This window comes from Paracoccus denitrificans (assembly GCF_900100045.1).
In the GTDB taxonomy this organism is placed as follows: Bacteria; Pseudomonadota; Alphaproteobacteria; order Rhodobacterales; family Rhodobacteraceae; genus Paracoccus; species Paracoccus denitrificans.
In genome coordinates, this window is sequence record NZ_FNEA01000006.1 from 24,109 (window position 1) to 45,757 (window position 21,649).

The window sequence follows — 21,649 nt, forward strand, 5'->3', positions numbered from 1 at the left end:
GCTACGGTGGCGCGTGTGGCGCGGTCGCATGAGTATTTGCAGAACGAAGAAGCGCGGGGGTGCCCGAATCGGACCGGCCGGCGCGAGCGGTTGCGGGCGCGGGAGTATTTGGGAAACGGTGAATGGGTGGGGCGGCGCCCGGAACGATTCGCCGGCCCGTCGCGGTTCAGGGGCGTTGCAGCCGCAGGCCTTGCGGGCGTTCGGTCGTGGCCCAGTCGGGCCAGAGGCCGAAATGTTCGAGCCCGGCGAGCAGCAACCCCAGCGCGATGATGCCGAGCACCAGCTTGACCATCCTGGCGCTTGGCGGGTTGCGCGCCCAGCGAGAGGCCCGGATCAGCCAGATGAGGTTGTTCATGCGCCCGTTCCTTTGCTAGTGCTGCCCCGAAACCGAACACGCCCCGGGACGACGACCTCTTGCCTCAGCACAGCGACAGCCGAATCCTGCCCTATACCGCCGACCAGATGTATGCGCTGGTGGCCGATATCGAAAGATACCCCGAGTTCCTGCCCTGGAACACCGCCGCCCGCATCCGCTCGCGCCGGCCGGGCGCCTCGGGCAGCGAGGTGGTCGAGGCCGATCTGGTCATCAGCTTCAAGGTCTTTCGCGAACGCTTTGGCTCGCGCGTGACGCTGTGGCCCGAGACGAAGCGCATCGATACCGAATATCTGGATGGTCCCTTCAAGTATCTGCGCAGCGGCTGGAGTTTCGCCGACCTGCCGGAGGGCGGCTGCAAGGTCGATTTCTTCGTCGATTTCGAATTCCGCAACGCCATCCTGGGCAAGGTGATCGGCGTGGTCTTCGGCGAGGCGATGATGCGCATCGTCCGCGCCTTCGAGGACCGGGCGAGGGCGCTTTACGGCGCCTGACGCGCGGCCTGCCAGATCGCCTGATCGGTGGCCAGCGCGTCGCGCAGCCGCGCCTCGGCCTCTGGCGGCAGGTCCGTCGCGGCGGGCGGCGAGACGTTGCTGCGCTGCAGCCTGATCGCGGTTCCCAGCCGTTGCGACAGGAAGTCGATCAATGCCGGCATCGCCTCGTAGCGGAAGAGGTGATCGACGGCGATCTTGCCGTCATGGCCGGCCAGGAACTCGGATTGCCGGCCAAGCCGGGCGTAGGCAGGGCGGTCGCCGGGGTGCAGGTAGTCATCCACGAAACGCGCGAAGCTGACCCGGGCGGTGCTGTTCGGATGGCCGATCAGCTCGTCGCGGGCCCGGAAGCGATACCAGCTGCGCAGCCAGTCCAGCGGCTCGCGGATCACCGCCACCGTTTCGAACTCGGGCCCGCCCAGCGGGGCGAGCAGCGGCCGGATGCGGTTCTGATACTGCCGCAGGTTCAGGTGCTTGATCTCGGGCCGGGTGCGAAAGACGATCTCGGCCCTGGGCGCCAGGGCCTGCTCCAGCGCCGTGGTCCCGGTCTTGGGCACCGACAGAAGCACGATGCGGGGTTGGAGAAAGATCAGCATGAGCGGGCCCTGGATGCGGCGGCATGCCTGCCGATTAGCGGTCCGCATCCGGGCTGGCAAGGCGGGCCGCGGTCCGGCCCGCCTGCTGCGGCATCAGATCACGCCGAAGGCGCGCATCGGTTCGGCCACGCGGATGAAGCCGGCGATGTTGGCGCCGATGACATAGTCGCCCGGAGCGCCGAATTCCTCGGCCGTGCTGTAGCAGCTGTCATGGATGTCGCGCATGATCTCGGCCAGCTTGGCCTCGGTCTTTTCGAAGCTCCAGCGGTCGCGCGAGGCGTTCTGCTGCATCTCCAGCGCCGAGGTGGCGACGCCGCCCGCATTCGCCGCCTTGCCGGGGCCGAACTTGACGCCGGCCTGCTGGAAGGCCCGAATCGCCTCGGGGGTGCAGGGCATGTTCGCGCCCTCGCCGACCGCCGTGACGCCGTTCTTGACCAGTTTCGCGGCATCCTTGCCGGTCAGCTCGTTCTGCGTGGCCGAGGGCATGGCGACCTCGCAGGCCACGTCCCAGATCGAGCCCTCGCCCGATTTGACGAAATAGGCGCCGTTGCCTTCGCCCTTCATGCGGACATATTGCGAAATGCGGCCGCGGCGCACCTCCTTGATTTCCTTGACCAGCGCCAGGTCGATGCCGGCCTCGTCCACGATATAGCCCGAGCTGTCCGAGCAGGCGATGACCTTGCCGCCGAATTCCTGCACCTTCTCGATGGTGTAGATGGCGACGTTGCCCGAGCCCGAGACCACGACCGTCTTGCCGTCGAAATCGGTGCCGCCGGTCTTGAGCATGGCCTGGGTGAAATAGGTGTTGCCGTAGCCGGTCGCCTCCTTGCGGGCCAGCGAGCCGCCGTAGAACAGCCCCTTGCCGGTCAGCACGCCCGCCTCGTAGCGGTTGGTCAGGCGCTTGTATTGGCCGAACATGTAGCCGATCTCGCGCGCGCCGACGCCGATGTCGCCCGCGGGCACGTCGGTATATTCGCCCAGGTGACGGTAGAGCTCGGTCATGAAGCTTTGGCAAAAGCGCATGATCTCGCCGTCCGAGCGGCCCTTGGGATCGAAGTCCGAGCCGCCCTTGCCGCCGCCGATGGGCAGGCCGGTCAGCGCGTTCTTGAAGATCTGCTCGAAGCCGAGGAACTTGATGATGCCCACGTTCACCGACGGGTGGAAGCGCAGCCCGCCCTTGTAGGGGCCCATGGCCGAAGAGAACTGCACCCGGAAGCCGCGATTGATCTGCACGCGGCCCTTGTCGTCGGTCCACGGCACGCGGAAGATGATCTGGCGCTCGGGTTCGCAGATGCGTTCGATCAGCGCGTCCTCAAGGTAGTCCGGGCGCTTGGCGACGACGCGGCCAAGGCTTTCCAGCACCTCGCGCACGGCCTGATGGAACTCGGGCTCGCCTGCGTTGCGGCGGACCACCTCCTCATAGATGGGGGCAAGTTTGTCGTCGATCTGCGGCATGTCGCGGAATCCTTCCCTTGGGGTCGGACGGCTCCTTAGCTCAAGGTTCAGGCAGTTTGAATGGGCAAAGAGCAATATTTGGGCAAAATGCCGCAGTTTTTGGCGGAATGTCGGGACCGAGGCCGCGAAAATCCATGAAAATCAGCGGATAGTGCGATCTTTTTCTGCCCGATCCCAAGGCAGCGGGCGGTGCTGCGACAAAAAAGACCGCCCGGCACCTCCTCGCGCCGGGCGGTCCGCATGCGCCGGGGCCGGGGTCAGCGGCGCCCCGCCTCCAGCGCGTCCTCGAAGGTGCGCAGGCCCGTGACCGGCGCCTGGACCAGCACCGCCATGTTGCCGGGCTTGTGTTCGTTGCGCAGCATCTTCAGATGCGCCTGCGGGATTTCGGCCCAGGGAAAGACCTCGGACATGCAGGGGTCGATGCGGCGTTCCAGCATCAGCTTGTTGGCGGCGCTGGCCTGTTTCAGATGTGCGAAATGGCTGCCCTGCAGGCGCTTCTGGTGCATCCACATGTAGCGCACGTCGAAGGTGCAGTTGAAGCCCGAGGTGCCGGCGCAGATCACCACCATGCCGCCCTTCTTGCAGACCAGCGTCGAGACGGGGAAGGTGGCCTCGCCCGGGTGCTCGAAGACGATGTCGACATTCACGCCCTTGCCGGTGATGTCCCAGATCGCCTTGCCGAACTTGCGCGCCTCGGTGAACCACTCCTTGTATTCGGGGGTGTTCACCCTGGGCAATTGCCCCCAGCACTTGAAGTCCTTGCGGTTGATCACACCCTTGGCGCCCAGGCTCATCACGAATTCGCGCTTGTCCTCGTCGCTGATGACGCCGATGGCATTGGCGCCCGCCGCGTTGATCAGCTGGATCGCAAAGCTGCCCAGCCCGCCCGAGGCGCCCCAGACCAGCACGTTCATGCCCGGCTTCAGCTCATGCGGCTCGTGTCCGAACAGCATCCGGTAGGCGGTGGCCAATGTCAGCGTGTAGCAGGCCGATTCCTCCCAGGTCAGGTGGCGCGGGCGCTTCATCAGCTGCTGGGCCTGCACGCGGGTGAACTGGGCGAAGCTGCCGTCCGGCGTCTCATAGCCCCAGATGCGCTGGCTGGGCGAATACATCGGGTCGCCGCCGTTGCATTCCTCGTCGTTGCCGTCGTCCTGGTTGCAATGGATGACGACCTCGTCGCCGACCTTCCAGTTCTTGACCTTGTCGCCCACCGCCCAGACGATGCCCGAGGCGTCCGAGCCGGCGATGTGATAGGGCGCACCGTGGCCGTCGAAGGGGCTGATCGGCACGCCCAGGCCCGCCCAGATGCCGTTGTAGTTGACGCCCGCCGCCATCACCAGGACCAGCACCTCGTTGCTGTCGATCGGCGGCGTCTCGACCACCTCGACCTGCATGGCCTTGTCCGGCTCGCCATGGCGTTCGCGGCGGATGGCCCAAGCGTACATCTGCTTGGGCACATAGCCCAGAGGCGGCATCTCGCCGATCTCGTAGAGATCCTTTTCCGGCGCGTCATAGGGCGCGATCGGGGTCGGTTGATCCAGGGCCATGTCACATTCCTCTCTTGCCGCGTTTCTTGCGCCCGGGGTTTCCGCCGCAGCGCAGAATCAGCGCGGGTTGCTGAGCCGGTTGTAAGGTCGCTTGCGCAACATTGCAATATTACAGATGCAGAAATTGTAATAATCTGTCGTAACGGATTTGCGAGCGCCGCGATGCAGCGCAAGCTTGCCGGCAGCGCCGCCTATCCCGCCAGATGCCGCGCCAGGAAGGCGGCGAGCTGCCCCCGCGTCCTTGTGCTGGCAAAGCCGACGCTGCCATGACCTTCATCCGGCAGCAGGGCGAAATCGACCGGCGCCTCGGGGTCGATCTCCTGCCAGGCCTCGCGCAGGCGGCGCGCCTGTCCCGGGGGCACGATGCGGTCGCGCGCCCCATGCCGGATCAACAGCGGCGGCAGGGCGGTGCCGGGGCGCATGGCGCGCAGCCGGCCCACGGGCGACAGCGCCGTCGCCTCGGCGCGGCGTTGGCCCACGGCATAGCCGACCAGCAGCGATTCGGCGCTTTTCGGCGAATCGGCCGGCAGCCGCGTCGGCTTGCCGTCCATGCGCGCCATATCCGCATCCATGCTGCCGAAATCCATCGGCCCATAGAAATCGACCACCGCTCGCGGCGGCCTGCCGTCCTGCACCAGCGTCAGTGCCGCGGATACAGCCATGAACGCCCCGGCCGAACGACCGCCAAGGGCCATCCGGCCCGGCGCCAGGCCCAGATCCGGCCCGTGGCGGTTCAGAAAGGCTGCGGCGGCCAGAACGTCCTGCTCCTGCGCGGGCCAGCGTGCCTGATTCGACAGCCGGTAATTCATCCGCACCACGGCGATGCCGCTTTCGCCAAGCTGCGGCGGCACCGGCAGCAGCCGCTTGTCGCCGGCGCGGAATCCGCCGCCATGCAGGTCGAGCAGCCAGGGAAACGGCCCGTCGCCCCGCGGGAGGTGGATGTCCAGCAGGTTGCGGGGCGAGCTGTCCGAATAGGCCAGATCCAGCAGTTCCTGCCGCGCCACCACCGGTCCGGCGGCCAGCGCGGCCAGGATCGCAAGGGTCGAGCGGCGGGTCAGCGCCATGCGGACGGTCCGTATCCTTGTCGGTTGCGCCAAGGCTAACATTCGTCCCGCCCTGCGCCAATGCTGCATATGCATTGCCGGGCCTCAGCCGGTCTTTCCCCGGCGGTTCTGCTGGTTTCCAGGGCATTGCCCATGAATGGCGCGCGGCCGTCACCTCGCGGCCTCTCTGCGATGCGGCGAATTGACCGGGCATGATTGTTACGCTATCGGTTTGTCAGTCGTAATATTGTTGCGAGGACAAATCGTGGCCGAGAAAGACAAACCCTGGCTTTTCCGCACCTATGCGGGCCATTCGACCGCCGAGAAATCCAACGCACTTTATCGGGGCAACCTCGCCAAGGGGCAGACCGGCCTGTCGGTGGCCTTCGACCTGCCGACCCAGACCGGCTATGACAGCGACCATGTGCTGGCGCGGGGCGAGGTCGGCAAGGTCGGGGTGCCGATCTGCCATCTGGGCGACATGCGGATGCTCTTCGACCGGATCCCGCTTGAACAGATGAACACCTCGATGACCATCAATGCGACGGCGCCCTGGCTCTTGTCGCTCTATATCGCCGTGGCCGAGGAGCAGGGGGCCGACATCGCCAGGTTGCAAGGCACGGTGCAGAACGACATCATCAAGGAATACCTGTCGCGCGGGACCTATATCTGCCCGCCCAAGCCCTCGCTGCGCATGATCACCGACGTCGCGGCCTATACGGCGAAGCATCTGCCGAAGTGGAACCCGATGAACGTCTGCTCCTACCACCTGCAAGAGGCGGGGGCGACGCCCGAGCAGGAACTGGCCTATGCGCTGGCCACCGGCATCGCGGTGCTGGACGACCTCAAGGACAAGGTCGAGCCACAGGACTTTCCGGCCATGGTCGGCCGCATCAGCTTCTTCGTGAACGCCGGTATCCGCTTCGTGACCGAGCTGTGCAAGATGCGCGCCTTCACTGAGCTGTGGGACGAGATCTGCCGCGAGCGCTACGGAATCGAGGAAGAGAAATTCCGCCGCTTCCGCTATGGCGTGCAGGTGAACAGCCTGGGCCTGACCGAGCAGCAGCCGGAAAACAACGTCTATCGCATCCTGCTGGAGATGCTGGCGGTCACGCTGTCCAGGAACGCCCGCGCCCGCGCCGTGCAACTGCCGGCCTGGAACGAGGCCCTGGGCCTGCCGCGGCCCTGGGACCAGCAATGGTCGCTGCGCATGCAGCAGATCGTCGCCTACGAGACGGACCTGCTGGAATATGGCGACCTCTTCGACGGCAACCCCGTCATCGCCGCCAAGGTCGAGGAACTGAAATCCGGGGCCCGAGCGGAACTGGCGACGCTGGACGAGATGGGCGGCGCCATCGCCGCCATCGAATACATGAAGTCGCGACTGGTCGAATCGAATGCCGAGCGCCTGAATCGCATCGAGGCGAACGAAACGGTGGTCGTGGGCGTCAACCGCTGGCAGCAGGGCGAGCCCTCGCCGCTGACCGCGGGCGACGGCGGCATCATGGTCGTCGACCCGGCGGTCGAGCAGGACCAGATCGCCCGGCTGCGCTCTTGGCGCGAGGCGCGCGACGAGGCGGCCGTCGAGGCCGCCCTCGCCGCGTTGCGCGATGCCGCGCAGGCGGGACGGAACGTGATGCCGCCTTCGATTGCTGCCGCCAAAGCCGGCGCCACCACCGGCGAATGGGCGGCGGTGATGCGGCAGGTCCATGGCGAATATCGCGGCCCGACCGGCGTCTCCAGCAGTCCCTCGAACCGCACAGAGGGCCTGGAGCCGATCCGCGAGGCGGTGGACGCTGTCAGCCGCCGTTTGGGCCGGCGGCTGAAATTCCTGGTCGGCAAGCCCGGCCTCGACGGCCATTCCAACGGCGCCGAGCAGATCGCCTTCCGCGCCCGTGACTGCGGCATGGACATCACCTATGAGGGCATCCGCCTGACCCCCGAGCAGATCGTCGCCCGCGCCGCCGAGGACAATGCCCATGTCGTCGGCCTGTCGATCCTCTCGGGCAGCCACCTGCCGCTGATCGAGGAACTGATGGAGCGCATCCGTGCCGCGGGCCTTGCACATGTCCCGGTCGTGGTCGGCGGCATCATCCCCGACGAGGACGCGGCCAGGCTGCTGAAGATGGGCGTGGCACGCGTCTACACGCCCAAGGATTTCGAGCTCAACCGCATCATGATGGACATCGTGGCCCTGGTCGAGCCCGAGGAGGCTGCCGCCTGATCCGGCGGCAAGGCCGGATGGGTATTTAAGAAACGGAAAGCACCTGGGAGGCGCCCGGTTCTTTCCGTTTTACAAATACCCCAAGCGCAACCGCGCCGTCAGTCCTTCAACAGCAGCAGAAGCGCGGCGATGGTCGCCAGCACGCCAGGCAGCACCGCCAGCGGCGGCACGCCATGGGTCAGCGCGGCCTCCAGCCCGATGACCCAGGCCGGCGTCAGATAGGTATAGGCCATCACCTTGGACGAGGGCAGGCGCATGGTTGCGAATTGCACCAGCGCCGTGGTCAATGCGCTGGCGAAGATCGCCACATAGAGCAGTGTCACCCAGACGATGGCCGGCAGATGCGCCCAATCCGTGTGCAGGATCGCCTGTCCGCCCCAGACCAGCAGGATCAGCCCGCCGGCGCAGAGCGTGGCGAAGGTCGATACGATCGGTGTCTCGCCCCGGTTCAGCCGGCGCACCATCGGCGTGTAGAGCGCATGGGCCGCGCAGCCGATCAGGTAGATCGCCTCGCCGCGGCCGAATTCCAGCCGCATCAGCGCCGCCACATCGCCGCGGAAGATCACCCAGAGCGATCCCGCCGCCCCCAGCGCCAGCGCCCCGGCGATGCGCCCGGTCATGCGTTGCCGCATCAGGAGCCAGCCGAATCCCGCCGACATCAGCGGCGTGAGCGTGAATACTGCCGCCGCCGAGACCGGCAGCGCGGTCTTGAGCCCCTCGAACATCAGCACGAAATAGGCGGCGAAGAGTCCGCCGAGCAGCAGGTAGCGCCAGGGTGCACGAAAGCTTGCGCGCGGGATGCCGGGGCCGGCCATGGCGATGCCGCCGACGACGCCCGCGGCGATGGCGAAGCGGGCCGCCGAGATCGCCGCGGGGTCGATCAGGTTCGCCGCCCGCGCGCCCAGCGAAAACGAGCCGGCGATCGCCGCCGAGAACAGCAGCATCGCCGCATGGCCTTGCAGCGCCTCGCGGCGCGCCTCGGGCACGGCGGAAAGCTCGGCCATCAGTTGCGGCCCAGCATGTAGAATTCGTCGTTCGGCCGGATGTCGCCGGCATTCACCAGCCGGTTCGACATGCCGAAGAAGGCGGCGATGGCGCCGATGTCCCAGATCTCGTCCTGGCTGAATCCGGCCTCGTGCAGCGTCTGGTGATCCGCATCGCCGATCTCTTGCGCGTTCAGTGCCACCTTTTCGGCATAGGCCAGCATGGCGCGTTCGCGCGCACTCAGGTCGGCCTTGCGCCAGTTCACCGCCACCTGATCGGCGATGAAGGCGTTCCTGGCCCGGATGCGCAGGATCGCGCCATGCGCCACCACGCAATACTGGCACTGGTTCAGACCCGAGGTGGCGACCACGATCAGCTCGCGCTCGGCCTTGCTCAGCCCGCCCTCGCGCTCCATCAGCGCGTCGTGATAGGCGAAGAAGGCGCGGAATTCGTCCGGGCGATGCGCTAAGGCCAGGAAGACGTTCGGGACGAATCCCGATTTCTCGGCCACCTTGCGGATGCGCAGGGCGATGTCCTCGGGCATTTCGTCCAGCGAGGGCACGGGAAAGCGGCTGATGGGATGGGTCATGGTTCGGTCCTCCGGGCGCGAGGTTTTCACCAAAGCCGGGGCAGGGTCAACCGGCCCGCGCTTGACTTTGACGGCCGTCCGGCCTATCCACGCCCGGATTCCCGGAAGGTCTGCCCTTCCGGTCCCCGCGCCTTGCCGGGGATCGCCCCCCGTCAGCGCGTTGCGCCCACGGGGGCGTTACTGTTTATTCGCGCCCATCCGGGCAACGGCAACCATTGGAGGGCCGCCGATGTTTGAAAACCTGTCCGACCGCCTTGGCGGCGTCTTCGACCGGCTGACCAAGCAGGGCGCGCTGTCCGAGGACGACGTCGCCGCCGCCATGCGCGAGGTGCGCGTCGCGCTGCTCGAGGCCGATGTCTCGCTGCCCGTCGCGCGCAATTTCGTCAAGGCGGTGACGCAGAAGGCCACGGGAGCCGCCGTCACCAAGTCGATCACGCCCGGCCAGCAGGTCGTGAAGATCGTCCATGACGAGCTGATCAAGGTTCTGCAGGGCGAGGGTGCGCCCGATGCGCTGCGCATCGACAACCCGCCCGCGCCGATCCTGATGGTCGGTTTGCAGGGCTCGGGCAAGACCACCACCACGGCGAAGCTGGCCAAGCGCCTCAAGGATCGCGAGAAGAAGCGGGTGCTGATGGCGTCGCTGGACACCAACCGCCCGGCCGCCATGGAGCAGCTGGCGATCCTGGGCCAGCAGATCGGCGTCGATACCCTGCCCATCGTGCCGGGCGAGAATGCGGTGCAGATTGCGAAACGCGCCAAGCAGCAGGCGACGCTGGGCGGCTATGACGTCTATATGCTCGACACCGCCGGCCGGCTGCATATCGACGAAGTGCTGATGGACGAGGTGCAGGCGGTCCGCGACGTGGCCAGCCCGCGCGAGACGCTGCTGGTCGTCGACGGGTTGACCGGCCAGGACGCGGTGAACGTCGCGGCCGAGTTCGACGGCAAGGTGGGCATCTCGGGCGTGGTGCTGACCCGGATGGACGGCGACGGCCGCGGCGGTGCGGCGCTGTCGATGCGCGCCGTCACCGGCAAGCCGATCCGCTTCGTGGGCCTGGGCGAAAAGATGGATGCGCTGGAGGCCTTCGACGCGCAGCGCATCGCCGGCCGCATCCTCGGCATGGGCGACATCGTGGCCCTGGTCGAGAAGGCGCAGGAGGTGCTGGAGGTCGAGCAGGCCGAGCGCATGATGAAGCGCTTCCAGAAGGGCATGTTCAACATGAACGACCTGCGGGGCCAGCTTGAGCAGATGCTCAAGATGGGCGGCATGCAGTCGATCATGGGCATGATGCCCGGCATGGGCAAGATGGCCAAGCAGGCCGAGGCCGCCGGCTTCGACGACAAGGCGATCAAGCGCCAGATCGCGCTGATCAACTCGATGACGAAAAAGGAACGCGCCAATCCCGACCTGCTGCAGGCTAGCCGCAAGAAGCGCATCGCGGCCGGCGCCGGCATGGAAGTGTCCGAGCTGAACAAGCTTCTGAAGATGCAGAAGCAGATGGCCGACACGATGAAGAAGCTGGGCAAGATGGGCAAGGGCGGGCTGCTGAAGCAAGCCATGCGCGCCATGACCGGCAAGGGCGGCGGGCTGCCCGACATGGGCAATGTCGATCCCGAAAAGATGGCCGAGGCGACCAAGATGCTGCAGGACCCCAAGGGGCTGGGTGGGCAGTTGGGCGGCATGAACCTGCCCGGCGGGCTCTCGGGCCTGTTCGGAAAGAAGTGAGCGCATGATCCGGCTTGCCGACACTCCGCTGATTGCGACCGAGCGTCTGGTCCTGCGCGCGCCGCAGGCCGGCGACTGGCCGGCATGGCGCGATTTCGCGACCAGCGAGCGGGCGCGCTGGATCGGCGGCCCGATGGTCGAGCCGGGACAGGCTTGGCGCGCCTTCGGCCATATCGTCGGGCATTGGGTGCTGCGCGGCTTTGGCTCCTTTGTCGTGACGGATCGCGACAGCGGCGCGCCGCTCGGCTCGGTCGGCCCCTGGTTTCCGGATGGCTGGCCCGAGCATGAGCTGGGCTGGACGCTGTGGACCGCCGAGGCCGAGGGCAGGGGCATCGCCCATGAGGCGGCGCTGGCCACCCGCGACTTCGCCGCCCGCGAACTGGGCTGGACCAGTGCCGTCAGCTACATCCTGCCCGGCAATACCCGCTCGGCCGCGCTGGCCGAAAGGCTGGGCGCGCAGCGCGACCCGGATGCCGCGCATCCCGGCAAGGAGCCCTGCCTCGTCTATCGCCATCCCATGGGGGCCGCCGCATGAGCGACCACCCATGCCCCGTGCAGCCAGAATTCCAGCCAGCGGAGACCCCGATGAGTGACCCGACCGCCCGCGCCGCGGCCCTGCTCAAGGAGCATCGCGCCAGCATCGACCGGCTGGACGCGATCCTGGTCTATACGCTGGCCGAACGCTTCAAGCACACCCAATCCGTCGGCCGCCTGAAGGCCGAACACGACCTTCCTCCGTCCGATCCCGCCCGCGAGGCGCAGCAGATCGAGCGGCTGGAACGCCTCGCGCGCGAGGCCGATCTGGACCCGGAATTCGCGCGCAAATTCCTGAACTTCGTGATCGCCGAAGTGATCCGGCATCACGAGACCTTCCAATCGTAGGCAGGGCATCGCCCCGCCGCAATCACGCCATTTCAAAGGAGAAAACCCAATGGCAATGAAAATCCGCCTGGCCCGTGGTGGCTCGAAGAAACGCCCCCATTACGCCATCGTCGCGTCCGATTCGCGCATGCCGCGCGACGGCCGCTTCATCGAGAAGCTGGGCACCTACAACCCGCTGCTGCCGAAGGATTCCGAGGATCGCATCAAGATGAACCTCGAGCGCGTGCAGTACTGGCTGGGCCAGGGCGCGCAGCCGACCGACCGCGTCGCCCGCTTCCTGGAAGCCGCCGGCGTCAAGGAGAAGGCCGAGCGCAAGAACCTGAAGAAAGGCGAACCCGGCAAGGCCGCGAAAGAGCGCGCCGAAAAGCGTGCCGCCCGTGAGGCCGCCGCCAACGCCCCGGCCGAAGAAGCCGCTTCGGAATAATGACTGAGCGGGTCTGTGTCGGTGCGATCGCGGGCGCCTTCGGCGTCCGGGGCGAGGTGAGGCTGAAGAGCTTTACCTCGCAACCAAACGATATTGCCGGATATTCCCCGCTTTACACCGAAGACGGAAACCGCTCGTTCACCATCCGCCTGACGCGGCCGGTGACGGGCGGGCTTGGCGCCCGGCTATCGGGCGTCGAGACGCGCGAACAGGCCGAGGCGCTGAAGGGCGTGACGCTTTGGGCCGACCGCGACAAGCTTCCGGCCCTGCCGGACGACGAATTCTATCATGCCGACCTGATCGGCCTGTCGGTCTATGACACCGGCGGGGCGCTTCTCGGCAAGGTCCGCGCGATCTACGACCATGGCGCCGGCGACATCCTGGAGATATTCGGACCCGGTCGCCGGCAGGTGCTGCTCTTGCCCTTTACCCGCGCCTTCGTGCCCACGGTCGATCTGGCCGCCGGCCGCATCGTCGCCGACCCGCCGGAAGAGCAGGAATGAGCGAGGCTCCGAAATCCCACGGCCGGCTGTCCATCCGCGCCAGCACGCAGCCGCGCGACCTCATGGCCGAGCCGCAGGTCAAGGGCGCCTGGACCGCACAGGTCGTCACGCTTTTCCCCGAGGCTTTTCCGGGGGTTCTGGGCCTTTCCTTGACGGGAAAGGCGCTGGCCGAGGGGCTGTGGAACCTGCGCAGCATCGACCTGCGCCCCTTTGGCATCGGCAAGCATCGCAACGTGGACGATACGCCCGCCGGCGGCGGCGCCGGCATGGTGATCCGTCCCGACGTGATGGATGCGGCGCTGCGCGAGGCGGGCGGCGATCTGCCGGTGATCTATCTTTCGCCGCGCGGCAAGCCTTTCACCCAAGGCCGGGCCAGGGAGTTGGCGCGGGGCCCCGGCATGACGCTGATCTGCGGCCGGTTCGAGGGCGTGGACCAGCGCGTGCTGGACGCCCATGGCGTCGAAGAGATCAGCATCGGCGATTATGTCCTGACCGGCGGGGAACTGGCGGCTCAGGTCTTGATCGACGCGACGGTTCGCCTTATACCGCGCGTGCTGGGGAATCAGGACTCTCTGGCCGAGGAATCCTTTTCCCCGGACCATGGCGGCCTGCTGGAACATCCGCAGTATACGAAGCCCGCCCTTTGGGAAGGCCGCGCGATCCCGGAAGTGCTTTTGTCCGGCAATCACGCGGCTATTGCCAGTTGGCGGCGCGACATGGCCGAAAGGCTGACCAAGGAACGCCGCCCCGACCTGTGGCGGGCATATGGGCAAGCCCATATGGACCCGGCAAAGGACCGACAGCTCTCGGGCGCATCAGACCAATCGCGGGACTACCGCGAGCATCAAGAGGAACCAAAGCGATGAACCTGATCGCCCAGTTGGAAGCCGAGCAGATCGCCGCGCTCGGCAAGGACATCCCCGATTTCAAGGCCGGCGACACCGTGCGCGTCGGCTACAAGGTGACCGAAGGCACCCGTACCCGCGTGCAGATGTACGAAGGCGTGGTCATTTCGCGCAAGGGCGGCGGCATCGGCGCCTCGTTCACCGTGCGCAAGATCTCGTTCGGCGAGGGCGTCGAGCGCGTCTTCCCGCTCTATTCGACCAACATCGACTCGATCACCGTCGTGCGCCGTGGCCGCGTTCGCCGCGCCAAGCTGTATTACCTGCGCGATCGCCGCGGCAAGTCGGCCCGGATCGCCGAGGTCAGCAACTACAAGCCCAAAGCCGACGCCAAGGCCTGAGGAGACGCGCCATGAAAGCAGACATCCATCCCGATTACCACCTGATCGAGGTCAAGATGACCGACGGCACCACCTATCAGGTGCGTTCGACCTGGGGCAAGGAAGGCGACACCATGTCGCTGGACATCGATCCGAACTCGCATCCCGCCTGGACCGGCGGCTCGGCCAAGCTGATGGACACCGGCGGCCGCGTGTCGAAGTTCAAGAACAAATACGCCGGCCTGGGTTTTTGATCCAGTCGCCTGCCGGAAATACGAACGCCGCCCCGAAGGGCGGCGTTTTTCGTTGCGGCGGGCGGTGGGCGGCCCGGAGGCGGCGCGGTCGCGACAGGTCGGGCCGCGCCGGATTGCAGGCTCAATAGGCCAGGCCGAACAGCGGCATCCAGACCGGCATGCCGGGGCTGCGGTTCAGGGCATGGCCGGCCAACTGGCCCCGGCCGGTATCGATCACCACCCGGCCGTCGTGATATTCGCGCAATACCGGGCCTTGCGCGCTTTGATAGGGTGACAGCGCGATGGTGGCGTAGTCGCAGCTCGGCTTGGAGAAGATGGCGCGGATCATTGGATCGTCCCTTTCCGGTCGAGGCGATGGATGGCGGTGTCCCAGCGCGCCGGATCGCGGTCGCGCATCAATTCGCGTGCTGTCTCGAAGGGTTCGCAGGTGATCAGCCGCAGCGGAATGTCGGAAATGCGATGCGGCTTGCCGGTGCGCCGGTCGATCAGGCTGACGGCATAGCGGGGCGGGGCAGGGGTGATCCGCCGCGTGCGACCGGCAAAGGCCGTCAGATGGTTCAACATGGTCATCTCTGGCTCCTTCCCTTGGCTGATCCGGCCGGGGGTTCCGGCATGGCTATATAACGACATGTTTGATCGTGTTTTACAAGATAAATATCGACTCATCTTGTCGTGATGAAAGAATGAAGCCGGAACAAAAGGTTGAGCAGCCGGACGGGCGGCGGCGTTCCGTCGCGAAAAGCACGCCTCCCGTTGCGATTCGGCCGGTCTCGACGCTTTTCATCGTGGCGGGCGCGGCCTATGGTCCGGCGCGACGCGGGCGGGCATCGCAGGGGGATTCGTGGCGCATATCATCGTCGTCGGGAACGAAAAGGGCGGTTCGGGCAAGTCCACGACCTCGATGCATGTGGCGACCGCGCTGGCGCGCATGGGCCATAAGGTCGGCGCGCTGGACCTGGACGTGCGCCAGCGCAGCTTCGGCCGTTATCTGGAGAACCGCGCCGCCTTTGCCCAACGCGAGGGGCTGGACCTGCCGACGCCGCTGCTGGGGCATCTGGAGCCCGAAAGCCCCGGCGGCCCCGACCCCTTGTCGCAGGCGGTGGACGCGCTGGACCGGGAATGCGATTTCATCCTGCTGGACTGCCCCGGCTCGCATACGCGGCTCAGCCAGATGGCGCATACGCTGGCCGACACGCTGATCACGCCGATGAACGACAGTTTCGTCGATTTCGACCTCTTGGCCCGCATGTCGCCCGAGGGCAGGATCCTCGGCCCCTCGATCTATGCCGAGATGGTCTGGTCCGCCCGCCAGTTGCGCGGCGAGGCCGGTGCCGGGCCGATCGACTGGCTGGTGCTGCGCAACCGGCTGGGCACGCAGGCGATGCACAACAAGCGCAAGGTCGGCGGCGCATTGACCACGCTGTCCAAGCGCATCGGCTTTCGCGTCGCGCCCGGTTTTTCCGAGCGGGTGATCTTTCGCGAGCTGTTTCCGCGCGGATTGACGCTCCTGGACCTCAAGGATATCGGCACGGAACAGCTCAGCATGTCGAATATCGCCGCCCGCCAGGAACTGCGTGAGCTGATCGGCGAGTTGAACCTACCCGGCGTCAGCGTTTCCTTCTGAAACCCGGCTGGCATTGTTGCCGGCGACTGGCGCCATTATGTTGCGCCGCAGATTGGTTTGGAGGGGACGATGACGGCAACCTGCCGGATCACCCGGATCGCGATTCTGGCGCTTGCCTTGTCCCTGTCGGGATCGGGTCTGGCCGCCATGGCCGAGACGGCAGGCGCAGTCGAGCAAGCCGAATTGCCCGTGGTGACGCTGGCCGATGCCGAGCGCGGCTGGATCGAGGCGCGCGTGCCGGTCTCGGGCTCTCTGGTCGCCCGGCAGGAGGTGCAGGTCCATGCCCTGGTCTCGGGTCACGAGATCACCCGGCTCGAGGCCGAGGTCGGCGACCGCGTCGAGGCCGGCGCGGTGCTGGCGCGGCTGTCCGAGGATGTGTTGTCGGCGCAACTGGCTCAGGCCGAGGCCGAATATCAGCGCGCCGAGGCGGGAATCAGTCAGGCCGAAAGCCAGATCGCCAGCGCCGAGGCCAGCCTGACGCAGGCGGTGGCGACGTTGGAGCGCACCCGCAGCCTGCGGCAAAGCGGCAATGCCAGCCAGGCGGTGCTGGACCAGGCCATCGCGGCCGAGGCTTCGGCGCGGGCGGCGGCGGCCTCGGCCTCGGACGGGCTGGGGGTGGCGCGGGCCGCGCTTGCGCAGGCTGCGGCGGCGCGGCGCATCGCGCAGCTGAACCTGGGCCATGCCAGCGTCACGGCGCCGGTCGACGGCGTGGTCGTGGCGCGGACCGCCCGGCTGGGTGCCATTCCCGGCAGTGGCGGCGAGCCGCTGTTCACCCTGATTGCCGGCGGCGAGGTCGAGCTTGAGGCCGATGTGATCGAAACCGCGCTGAGCCAGTTGAAAGCCGGCGATGCTGCCGAAATCCAGGTCGCCGGCCTTGGTCGCGTCCAGGGCAAGCTGCGGCTGGTGCCGGCCGCCGTCGACCCGGTCACGCGGCTTGGCCCGGCGCGAATCGCGCTGGACCCCGACCCGCGCTTGCGTCCGGGGCTTTTCGCCAGCGGATGGATCATCACCGACCGCCGTGAGGCGGTGACCGTGCCCGCCTCGGCCATCCTTGCCGATGCCTCGGGCGAGCGGGTACAGGTGGTCAAGGACGGCCAGATCGAGACGCGCGAGGTCCGCGGCGGGCTTGTCTGGCAGGGCCGCCGCGAGATCCTCGACGGGCTGGCCCCGGGCGAGACGGTCGTGGCCCGCGCCGGTGCCTTCTTCCGCAGCGGCGACCAGGTGCGGGCGGCGCCATGAACTTCTCGGCCTGGTCCATACGCCATCCGGTGCCGCCCATCGCGATCTTCCTCGTGCTGATGCTGATGGGGTTCTACAGCTTCAGCCGGCTGGCGGTCACGGCCATGCCGAACATCGACCTGCCGCTGGTCAGCGTGGTGGTCAGCCAGCCCGGCGCCGCGCCCAGCGAGCTGACCCGGCAGGTGATCCAGCCGATCGAGGATTCCATTGCCTCGATCACCGGCGTCCGGCACATCACCTCGTCTGCGACCGACAGTTCGGCGCGGATCTATGTCGAGTTCGAGTTGGAGACCGATACCGACCGCGCCGTGAACGACGTGAAGGACGCGGTGGCCAATGTCCGCGCCGACCTGCCCGAATCCATCGTCGAACCGCTGATCCACCGCATCGATATCAGCGGCATGGCGATCCTGACCTATGCCGTCAGCAACCCCGGCATGAGCATCGAGGGGCTGTCGGATTTCGTCGACGACGTGGTGTCGCGCGACCTGTCCACCGTGTCCGGCGTGGCCAGCATCACCCGTATCGGCGGTGCCGACCGGCAGATCAATGTCGAGCTGGACCCCGATCGCATCATGGCCTTCGGGCTGACGGCGGCCGAAATCTCGGACCAGCTTCGGGCCAAGAACATCGACATGGGCGGCGGGCGCGGCGATCTGGCCGGCACGGAATACTCCATCCGCGCGCTGGGATCGGCGGGCGACGTGGCCCGGCTGGGTGCGACGCCGATCCTGATCGGCGGCGGGCGCACGGTGCGGCTGGACCAGTTGGGCAGCGTGACCGACGGCGCCAGCGAGGAACGCAAGTTCGCGCTGCTCGACGGCCAGCCGGTGGTGGCCTTCGGCGTCTTCCGCGCCAGCGGCGAATCCGACCTGGAGGCGGGCGACGGCGCCAAGGCCCGCATCGCCGAGATCGAGGCGCGCAATCCCGGCACCCGGATCACCCTGATCGACGATGCGACGACCTATACCTCGGGCAGCTATCACTCGACCATGGAGACGCTCTACGAGGGCGCGGCGCTGGCGGTGGTGGTGGTGTTCCTGTTCCTGAGGAACTGGCGTGCGACCCTGATCGCCGCCGTGGCGCTGCCCCTGTCGATCATCCCGACCTTCTTCGTCATGCACTGGCTGGGCTTTACGCTGAACGGCATCAGCCTTCTTGCCATCACGCTGGTCACCGGCATCCTGGTCGACGACGCCATCGTCGAGATCGAGAATATCGTCCGGCACATCAACATGGGCGTTCCGGCCTACGAGGCCAGCATGGAGGCCGCGAACGAGATCGGCCTGACCGTCATCGCCATCAGCTTTTCCATCGTGGCGGTGTTTGCTCCGGTCAGCTTCATGGGCGGGATTCCGGGGCAGTATTTCAAGCAGTTCGGGCTGACCGTCGCGGTCTCGGTCCTGTTCTCATTGCTGGTGGCGCGGCTGATCACGCCGATGCTGGCGGCCTATTTCCTGCGCGACAACACCCGCCTGCCCGAAGAGCGCGACGGGCCGGTGCTGCGCAACCTGATGGCGGTTCTGGCCTGGACGCTGCGCCATCGCGGCCTGACGCTGCTGATGGGGCTGGGGGTCTTTGCCGGCTCGATCTATTCCGCCACGCTGCTGCCGACCGAGTTCATCCCGGCCTCGGATGTCGGCCGCAGCCAGATCAGCATCGAACTGCCGCCCGGCGCGACGGTTTCCGAAACCGAGGCGGCGGCGCGGATGATCTCGCAGCGCATCAAGGCGGTGCCCGAGGTGCGCTCGGTCTTCGTCAATGGCGGCGAGGACGACGTGACCAAAGCCAAGCTGATGGTCAATTACGGCCCCAAGGAAGAGCGCGAGCGATCCAGTTTCGTGATCGAGGATGAATTGAAGCGCGACCTGTCGCAGATCCCCGACATGAGGATCAATTTCCAGAACGAGGAGGGCAATGCCGATCTGTCGATCTCGGTCCTGGGCGACAGCGAGGAGGGCGCGGCCGATGCGGCCGAGCGGCTGATGGCGGCGATGAAGACGCTGCCCACGCTGGAGGGGGTGACATCCTCGGCCAGCCTGCAGCGCCCCGAGATCCAGATCCATCCCCGGCCCGAGGTCGCGGCCCAGCTTGGCGTGACCGCAAGCGCGCTGGCGACGACGCTGCGGGTGGCGACGCTGGGCGACACGGAATCGAACCTTGCCAAGTTCAACACCGGAGACAAGCAGATCCCGATCATGGTGCGGCTGGACGAATCCGCCCGGCGCGACCTGATGACGGTGCGCAACCTGCGGGTGCCAAGCTCGGCCGGGCAGGTGCCGCTGGAGGTGGTGGCGGATGTGTCGATTTCGGCCGGGGCGACCGAGATCGGCCGCTATGACCGACGCTATCGCACCACGGTATCGGCGAACCTGGCGGGCGGTGCGCTGCTGGGGCCGGTGAACGCGCAGGTGACGGCCTTGCAGGGCCAGGTGGAACTGCCGGCGGGGACAGAGATCCAGGCCTCGGGCGATGCCGAGATCATGGCCGAGGTGTTCCAGGCCTTCACCGTGGCGATGATCTCGGGCGTGCTCCTGACCTATGTGGTGCTGGTGCTCCTGTTCCACAATTTCGTCACTCCGGTTTCGATCCTGATGTCGCTGCCGCTGGCCATCGGCGGCGCGATCCTGGCGCTGTTCCTGACCGGCAACTCGATCAGCATGGCGGTGGTGATCGGCTTCCTGATGCTGATGGGGATCGTGACCAAGAACGCCATCATGCTGGTGGAATTCGCGGTCAGCTCCATGGACCAGGGCACCGAAAAGCGGGCGGCGATCCTGGATGCGGTGCACAAGCGCGCCCGGCCCATCGTGATGACCACCATCGCCATGACGGCGGGCATGGTGCCCTCGGCGCTCGGCACGGGCGAGGGGGCCGAGTTCAGCTCGCCCATGGCCATCGCGGTGATCGGCGGGCTGCTGCTGTCCACGCTGCTGTCGCTGCTGTTCGTGCCCTCGCTGTTCTCGGTCATCCATGGCGGGCAGGTGCGGGTGGCGCGCTGGCTGCGGCGGCGGATCGGGCTGAATGCGGCACCGGAGGCGGCGGGCGAGTGAGGCCGCACCGGGGGCTTCGCGCCCCCGGACCCCCGCGGGGTACTTGGAAAACGAAAAAAAAAGGGGGCCGCGAAGGCCCCCTTGTCCGTTCGTTCTTGCCGGCGATCAGGCCAGCATGCCCATGGGGTTTTCCAGATGCTTGACGATGGCTTCCAGCAACTGGGCGCCAAGCGCGCCGTCGATCACGCGGTGGTCGACCGACAGGGTCATCGACATGACGTTGCGGACCACCACCTCGCCATTCTCGACCACCGGGGTCTGGATGCCGGCGCCGACGGCAAGGATCGCGCCATGCGGCGGGTTGATCACCGCGTCGAAGTTCTCGATCCCGAACATGCCGAGGTTCGAGATAGCGAAGCTGCCGCCCTGGTATTCATGCGGCGCTAGCTTCTTGGTCTTGGCGCGGTTGGCCAGGTCCTTCATCTCGGCGGACAGCGCCGACAGGGTCTTTTGCTGCGCGTCCTTGAGCACCGGGGTGAAGAGTCCGCCCTCGATCGCCACGGCGACGGCCACGTCCGAAGGCTTAAGCTTGAGGATGCGGTCGCCGGCCCAGACCGCGTTGGCATCCGGCACCTCTTGCAGTGCCAGCGCGCAGGCCTTGATGATGAAGTCGTTGACCGACAGCTTCACGCCGCGCGATTCCAGCTGCTTGTTCAGCATGGCGCGGAACTTCATCAACTCGTCTAGCTTTGCGGACCGGCGCAGGTAGAAATGCGGGATGGTCTGCTTGGCTTCCGACAGGCGTGCGGCGATGGTGCGGCGCATGCCGTCCAGCGCCACTTCTTCGGTCTCGCGGTCGGCATACATCTTGAGGATGGTTTCCGCGGAGGGGCCGGCAGGTGCGGCGGCCGCCGGGGCAGGGGCGGCTTTCGGAGCCTCGGCGGCGGGCTTGGCCGCGCCGGGCTTGGCGCCCTCGACATCCGCCTTGACGATGCGGCCATGCGGACCCGAGCCGGCGACCGAGGCGAGGTCGATGCCCTTTTCGGCCGCGATGCGCCGGGCCAGCGGCGAGGCGAAGATGCGCCCGCCATCGGCCGATTTCGGCGCGGCCGGGGCAGGGGCTGCGGCTGCCGCCGGTGCCGCGGCGGCCTCGGCCTTCGGGGCATCGGCCTCGGCCTTGGCTTCGGGTTTGGGCGCCGGCGCCGCGCCGATGTCGTCGGCGGATTCGCCTTCTTCCAGCAGCACGGCGATGGGGGTGTTGACCTTGACCCCCGCCGTGCCCTCGGCGATCAGGATCTTGCCCAGCTTGCCTTCGTCCACGGCCTCGAATTCCATCGTGGCCTTGTCGGTCTCGATCTCGGCCAGGATGTCGCCGGATTTGACCTCGTCGCCCTCTTTCACCAGCCATTTGGCCAGCGTGCCCTCTTCCATGGTCGGAGAAAGCGCGGGCATCAGGATTTCTGTCGGCATCTCGCTCGCT

Annotated in this window: 23 protein-coding genes; 13 read left to right on the forward strand and 10 right to left on the reverse strand. The window is 67.0% G+C overall.

The genetic code is table 11. From position 1 onward, the window contains the following. Positions 1-166 precede the first annotated feature (166 nt). On the reverse strand, positions 167-355 hold the full coding sequence (locus BLT64_RS06250) for a hypothetical protein (protein ID WP_011750102.1): 189 nt from the start codon (positions 353-355) through the stop codon (positions 167-169). Between the two features lie 59 nt (positions 356-414). On the opposite strand from BLT64_RS06250, the gene BLT64_RS06255 reads away from it, so the two are divergent. After that, the gene (locus tag BLT64_RS06255) at positions 415-867 is read left to right on the forward strand and encodes a type II toxin-antitoxin system RatA family toxin (RefSeq protein ID WP_011750103.1); all 453 of its coding nucleotides are present in this window, start codon (positions 415-417) and stop codon (positions 865-867) included. Here BLT64_RS06255 and BLT64_RS06260 read toward each other — a convergent pair. The 4 genes from BLT64_RS06260 to BLT64_RS06275 form a co-directional block, all read right to left on the reverse strand. Next, entirely contained in the window at positions 855-1,460 is a 606-nt protein-coding gene (locus BLT64_RS06260) for a hypothetical protein (protein WP_011750104.1), read from the reverse strand. The two genes, BLT64_RS06255 and BLT64_RS06260, sit on opposite strands and share 13 nt — an antisense overlap. A 93-nt stretch (positions 1,461-1,553) precedes the next feature. Then, positions 1,554-2,915 carry an NADP-specific glutamate dehydrogenase gene (gdhA, locus tag BLT64_RS06265; protein ID WP_011750105.1) on the reverse strand — a complete coding sequence of 454 codons (1,362 nt, stop codon included), beginning with the start codon at positions 2,913-2,915 and terminating at the stop codon, positions 1,554-1,556. Positions 2,916-3,172: 257 nt separating this feature from the next. Continuing rightward, on the reverse strand, positions 3,173-4,462 hold the full coding sequence (gene ccrA, locus BLT64_RS06270; protein ID WP_011750106.1) for a crotonyl-CoA carboxylase/reductase: 1,290 nt from the start codon (positions 4,460-4,462) through the stop codon (positions 3,173-3,175). Positions 4,463-4,653: 191 nt separating this feature from the next. Next, positions 4,654-5,526: an alpha/beta hydrolase gene (locus BLT64_RS06275; RefSeq protein ID WP_049792408.1), complete on the reverse strand. Its 873-nt coding sequence runs from the start codon at positions 5,524-5,526 to the stop codon at positions 4,654-4,656. 244 nt (positions 5,527-5,770) lie between these two features. Here BLT64_RS06275 and BLT64_RS06280 point away from each other — a divergent pair, with 244 nt between their 5' ends. Then, a complete protein-coding gene (locus BLT64_RS06280) occupies positions 5,771-7,729 on the forward strand; it encodes a protein meaA (RefSeq protein ID WP_041530425.1) in 1,959 nt (652 codons plus the stop codon). Between the two features lie 98 nt (positions 7,730-7,827). On the opposite strand, the gene BLT64_RS06285 is transcribed toward BLT64_RS06280, so the two are convergent. Beyond that, positions 7,828-8,733, reverse strand: a complete 906-nt coding sequence (locus BLT64_RS06285; RefSeq protein WP_011750109.1) for a DMT family transporter — start codon at positions 8,731-8,733, stop codon at positions 7,828-7,830. Further along, positions 8,733-9,302: a peroxidase-related enzyme gene (locus BLT64_RS06290; RefSeq protein WP_041530426.1), complete on the reverse strand. Its 570-nt coding sequence runs from the start codon at positions 9,300-9,302 to the stop codon at positions 8,733-8,735. Before BLT64_RS06290 ends, BLT64_RS06285 begins: the two co-directional genes overlap by 1 nt. A gap of 229 nt (positions 9,303-9,531) precedes the next feature. Here BLT64_RS06290 and ffh point away from each other — a divergent pair, with 229 nt between their 5' ends. The 8 genes from ffh to rpmE are packed head-to-tail and all read left to right on the forward strand — an operon-like array spanning position 9,532 to position 14,313. Next, a complete protein-coding gene (ffh, locus tag BLT64_RS06295; protein ID WP_011750111.1) occupies positions 9,532-11,028 on the forward strand; it encodes a signal recognition particle protein in 1,497 nt (498 codons plus the stop codon). Positions 11,029-11,032: 4 nt separating this feature from the next. Beyond that, a complete protein-coding gene (locus BLT64_RS06300; RefSeq protein WP_011750112.1) occupies positions 11,033-11,563 on the forward strand; it encodes a GNAT family N-acetyltransferase in 531 nt (176 codons plus the stop codon). A 50-nt stretch (positions 11,564-11,613) separates the two neighbouring features. Then, the gene (locus BLT64_RS06305; protein ID WP_041530427.1) at positions 11,614-11,910 is read left to right on the forward strand and encodes a chorismate mutase; all 297 of its coding nucleotides are present in this window, start codon (positions 11,614-11,616) and stop codon (positions 11,908-11,910) included. A 49-nt stretch (positions 11,911-11,959) separates the two neighbouring features. Next, a complete protein-coding gene (gene rpsP, locus BLT64_RS06310; protein WP_011750114.1) occupies positions 11,960-12,334 on the forward strand; it encodes a 30S ribosomal protein S16 in 375 nt (124 codons plus the stop codon). Then, positions 12,334-12,837: a ribosome maturation factor RimM gene (gene rimM / locus BLT64_RS06315; protein ID WP_011750115.1), complete on the forward strand. Its 504-nt coding sequence runs from the start codon at positions 12,334-12,336 to the stop codon at positions 12,835-12,837. The genes rpsP and rimM overlap by 1 nt, the downstream gene beginning before the upstream one ends. Continuing rightward, entirely contained in the window at positions 12,834-13,703 is an 870-nt protein-coding gene (gene trmD / locus BLT64_RS06320; protein WP_011750116.1) for a tRNA (guanosine(37)-N1)-methyltransferase TrmD, read from the forward strand. The genes rimM and trmD overlap by 4 nt, the downstream gene beginning before the upstream one ends. Then, positions 13,700-14,080, forward strand: a complete 381-nt coding sequence (rplS, locus tag BLT64_RS06325; RefSeq protein WP_011750117.1) for a 50S ribosomal protein L19 — start codon at positions 13,700-13,702, stop codon at positions 14,078-14,080. The genes trmD and rplS overlap by 4 nt, the downstream gene beginning before the upstream one ends. An 11-nt stretch (positions 14,081-14,091) precedes the next feature. Further along, positions 14,092-14,313, forward strand: a complete 222-nt coding sequence (gene rpmE, locus BLT64_RS06330; RefSeq protein ID WP_011750118.1) for a 50S ribosomal protein L31 — start codon at positions 14,092-14,094, stop codon at positions 14,311-14,313. A gap of 121 nt (positions 14,314-14,434) precedes the next feature. Here rpmE and BLT64_RS06335 read toward each other — a convergent pair whose 3' ends face one another. Next, positions 14,435-14,641, reverse strand: a complete 207-nt coding sequence (locus BLT64_RS06335) for a hypothetical protein (RefSeq protein WP_041530428.1) — start codon at positions 14,639-14,641, stop codon at positions 14,435-14,437. Beyond that, positions 14,638-14,883 carry a hypothetical protein gene (locus BLT64_RS06340; RefSeq protein WP_011750119.1) on the reverse strand — a complete coding sequence of 82 codons (246 nt, stop codon included), beginning with the start codon at positions 14,881-14,883 and terminating at the stop codon, positions 14,638-14,640. The genes BLT64_RS06335 and BLT64_RS06340 overlap by 4 nt, the downstream gene beginning before the upstream one ends. A gap of 271 nt (positions 14,884-15,154) precedes the next feature. On the opposite strand from BLT64_RS06340, the gene BLT64_RS06345 reads away from it, so the two are divergent. The 3 genes from BLT64_RS06345 to BLT64_RS06355 all read left to right on the forward strand — a co-directional run bounded on the left by BLT64_RS06345 (position 15,155) and on the right by BLT64_RS06355 (position 20,229). Continuing rightward, positions 15,155-15,937 (forward strand): division plane positioning ATPase MipZ, encoded by a 783-nt coding sequence (locus BLT64_RS06345; RefSeq protein WP_011750120.1) that lies wholly within the window; start codon positions 15,155-15,157, stop codon positions 15,935-15,937. A gap of 69 nt (positions 15,938-16,006) precedes the next feature. Beyond that, positions 16,007-17,176 carry an efflux RND transporter periplasmic adaptor subunit gene (locus tag BLT64_RS06350; protein ID WP_011750121.1) on the forward strand — a complete coding sequence of 390 codons (1,170 nt, stop codon included), beginning with the start codon at positions 16,007-16,009 and terminating at the stop codon, positions 17,174-17,176. Beyond that, positions 17,173-20,229, forward strand: coding sequence for an efflux RND transporter permease subunit (locus BLT64_RS06355; RefSeq protein WP_011750122.1), 3,057 nt, complete (start codon positions 17,173-17,175; stop codon positions 20,227-20,229). The genes BLT64_RS06350 and BLT64_RS06355 overlap by 4 nt, the downstream gene beginning before the upstream one ends. A 105-nt stretch (positions 20,230-20,334) precedes the next feature. Here the strand turns inward: BLT64_RS06355 and BLT64_RS06360 are convergent, their stop codons facing one another. Next, positions 20,335-21,639: a pyruvate dehydrogenase complex dihydrolipoamide acetyltransferase gene (locus BLT64_RS06360; RefSeq protein WP_011750123.1), complete on the reverse strand. Its 1,305-nt coding sequence runs from the start codon at positions 21,637-21,639 to the stop codon at positions 20,335-20,337. Positions 21,640-21,649 lie beyond the last annotated feature (10 nt).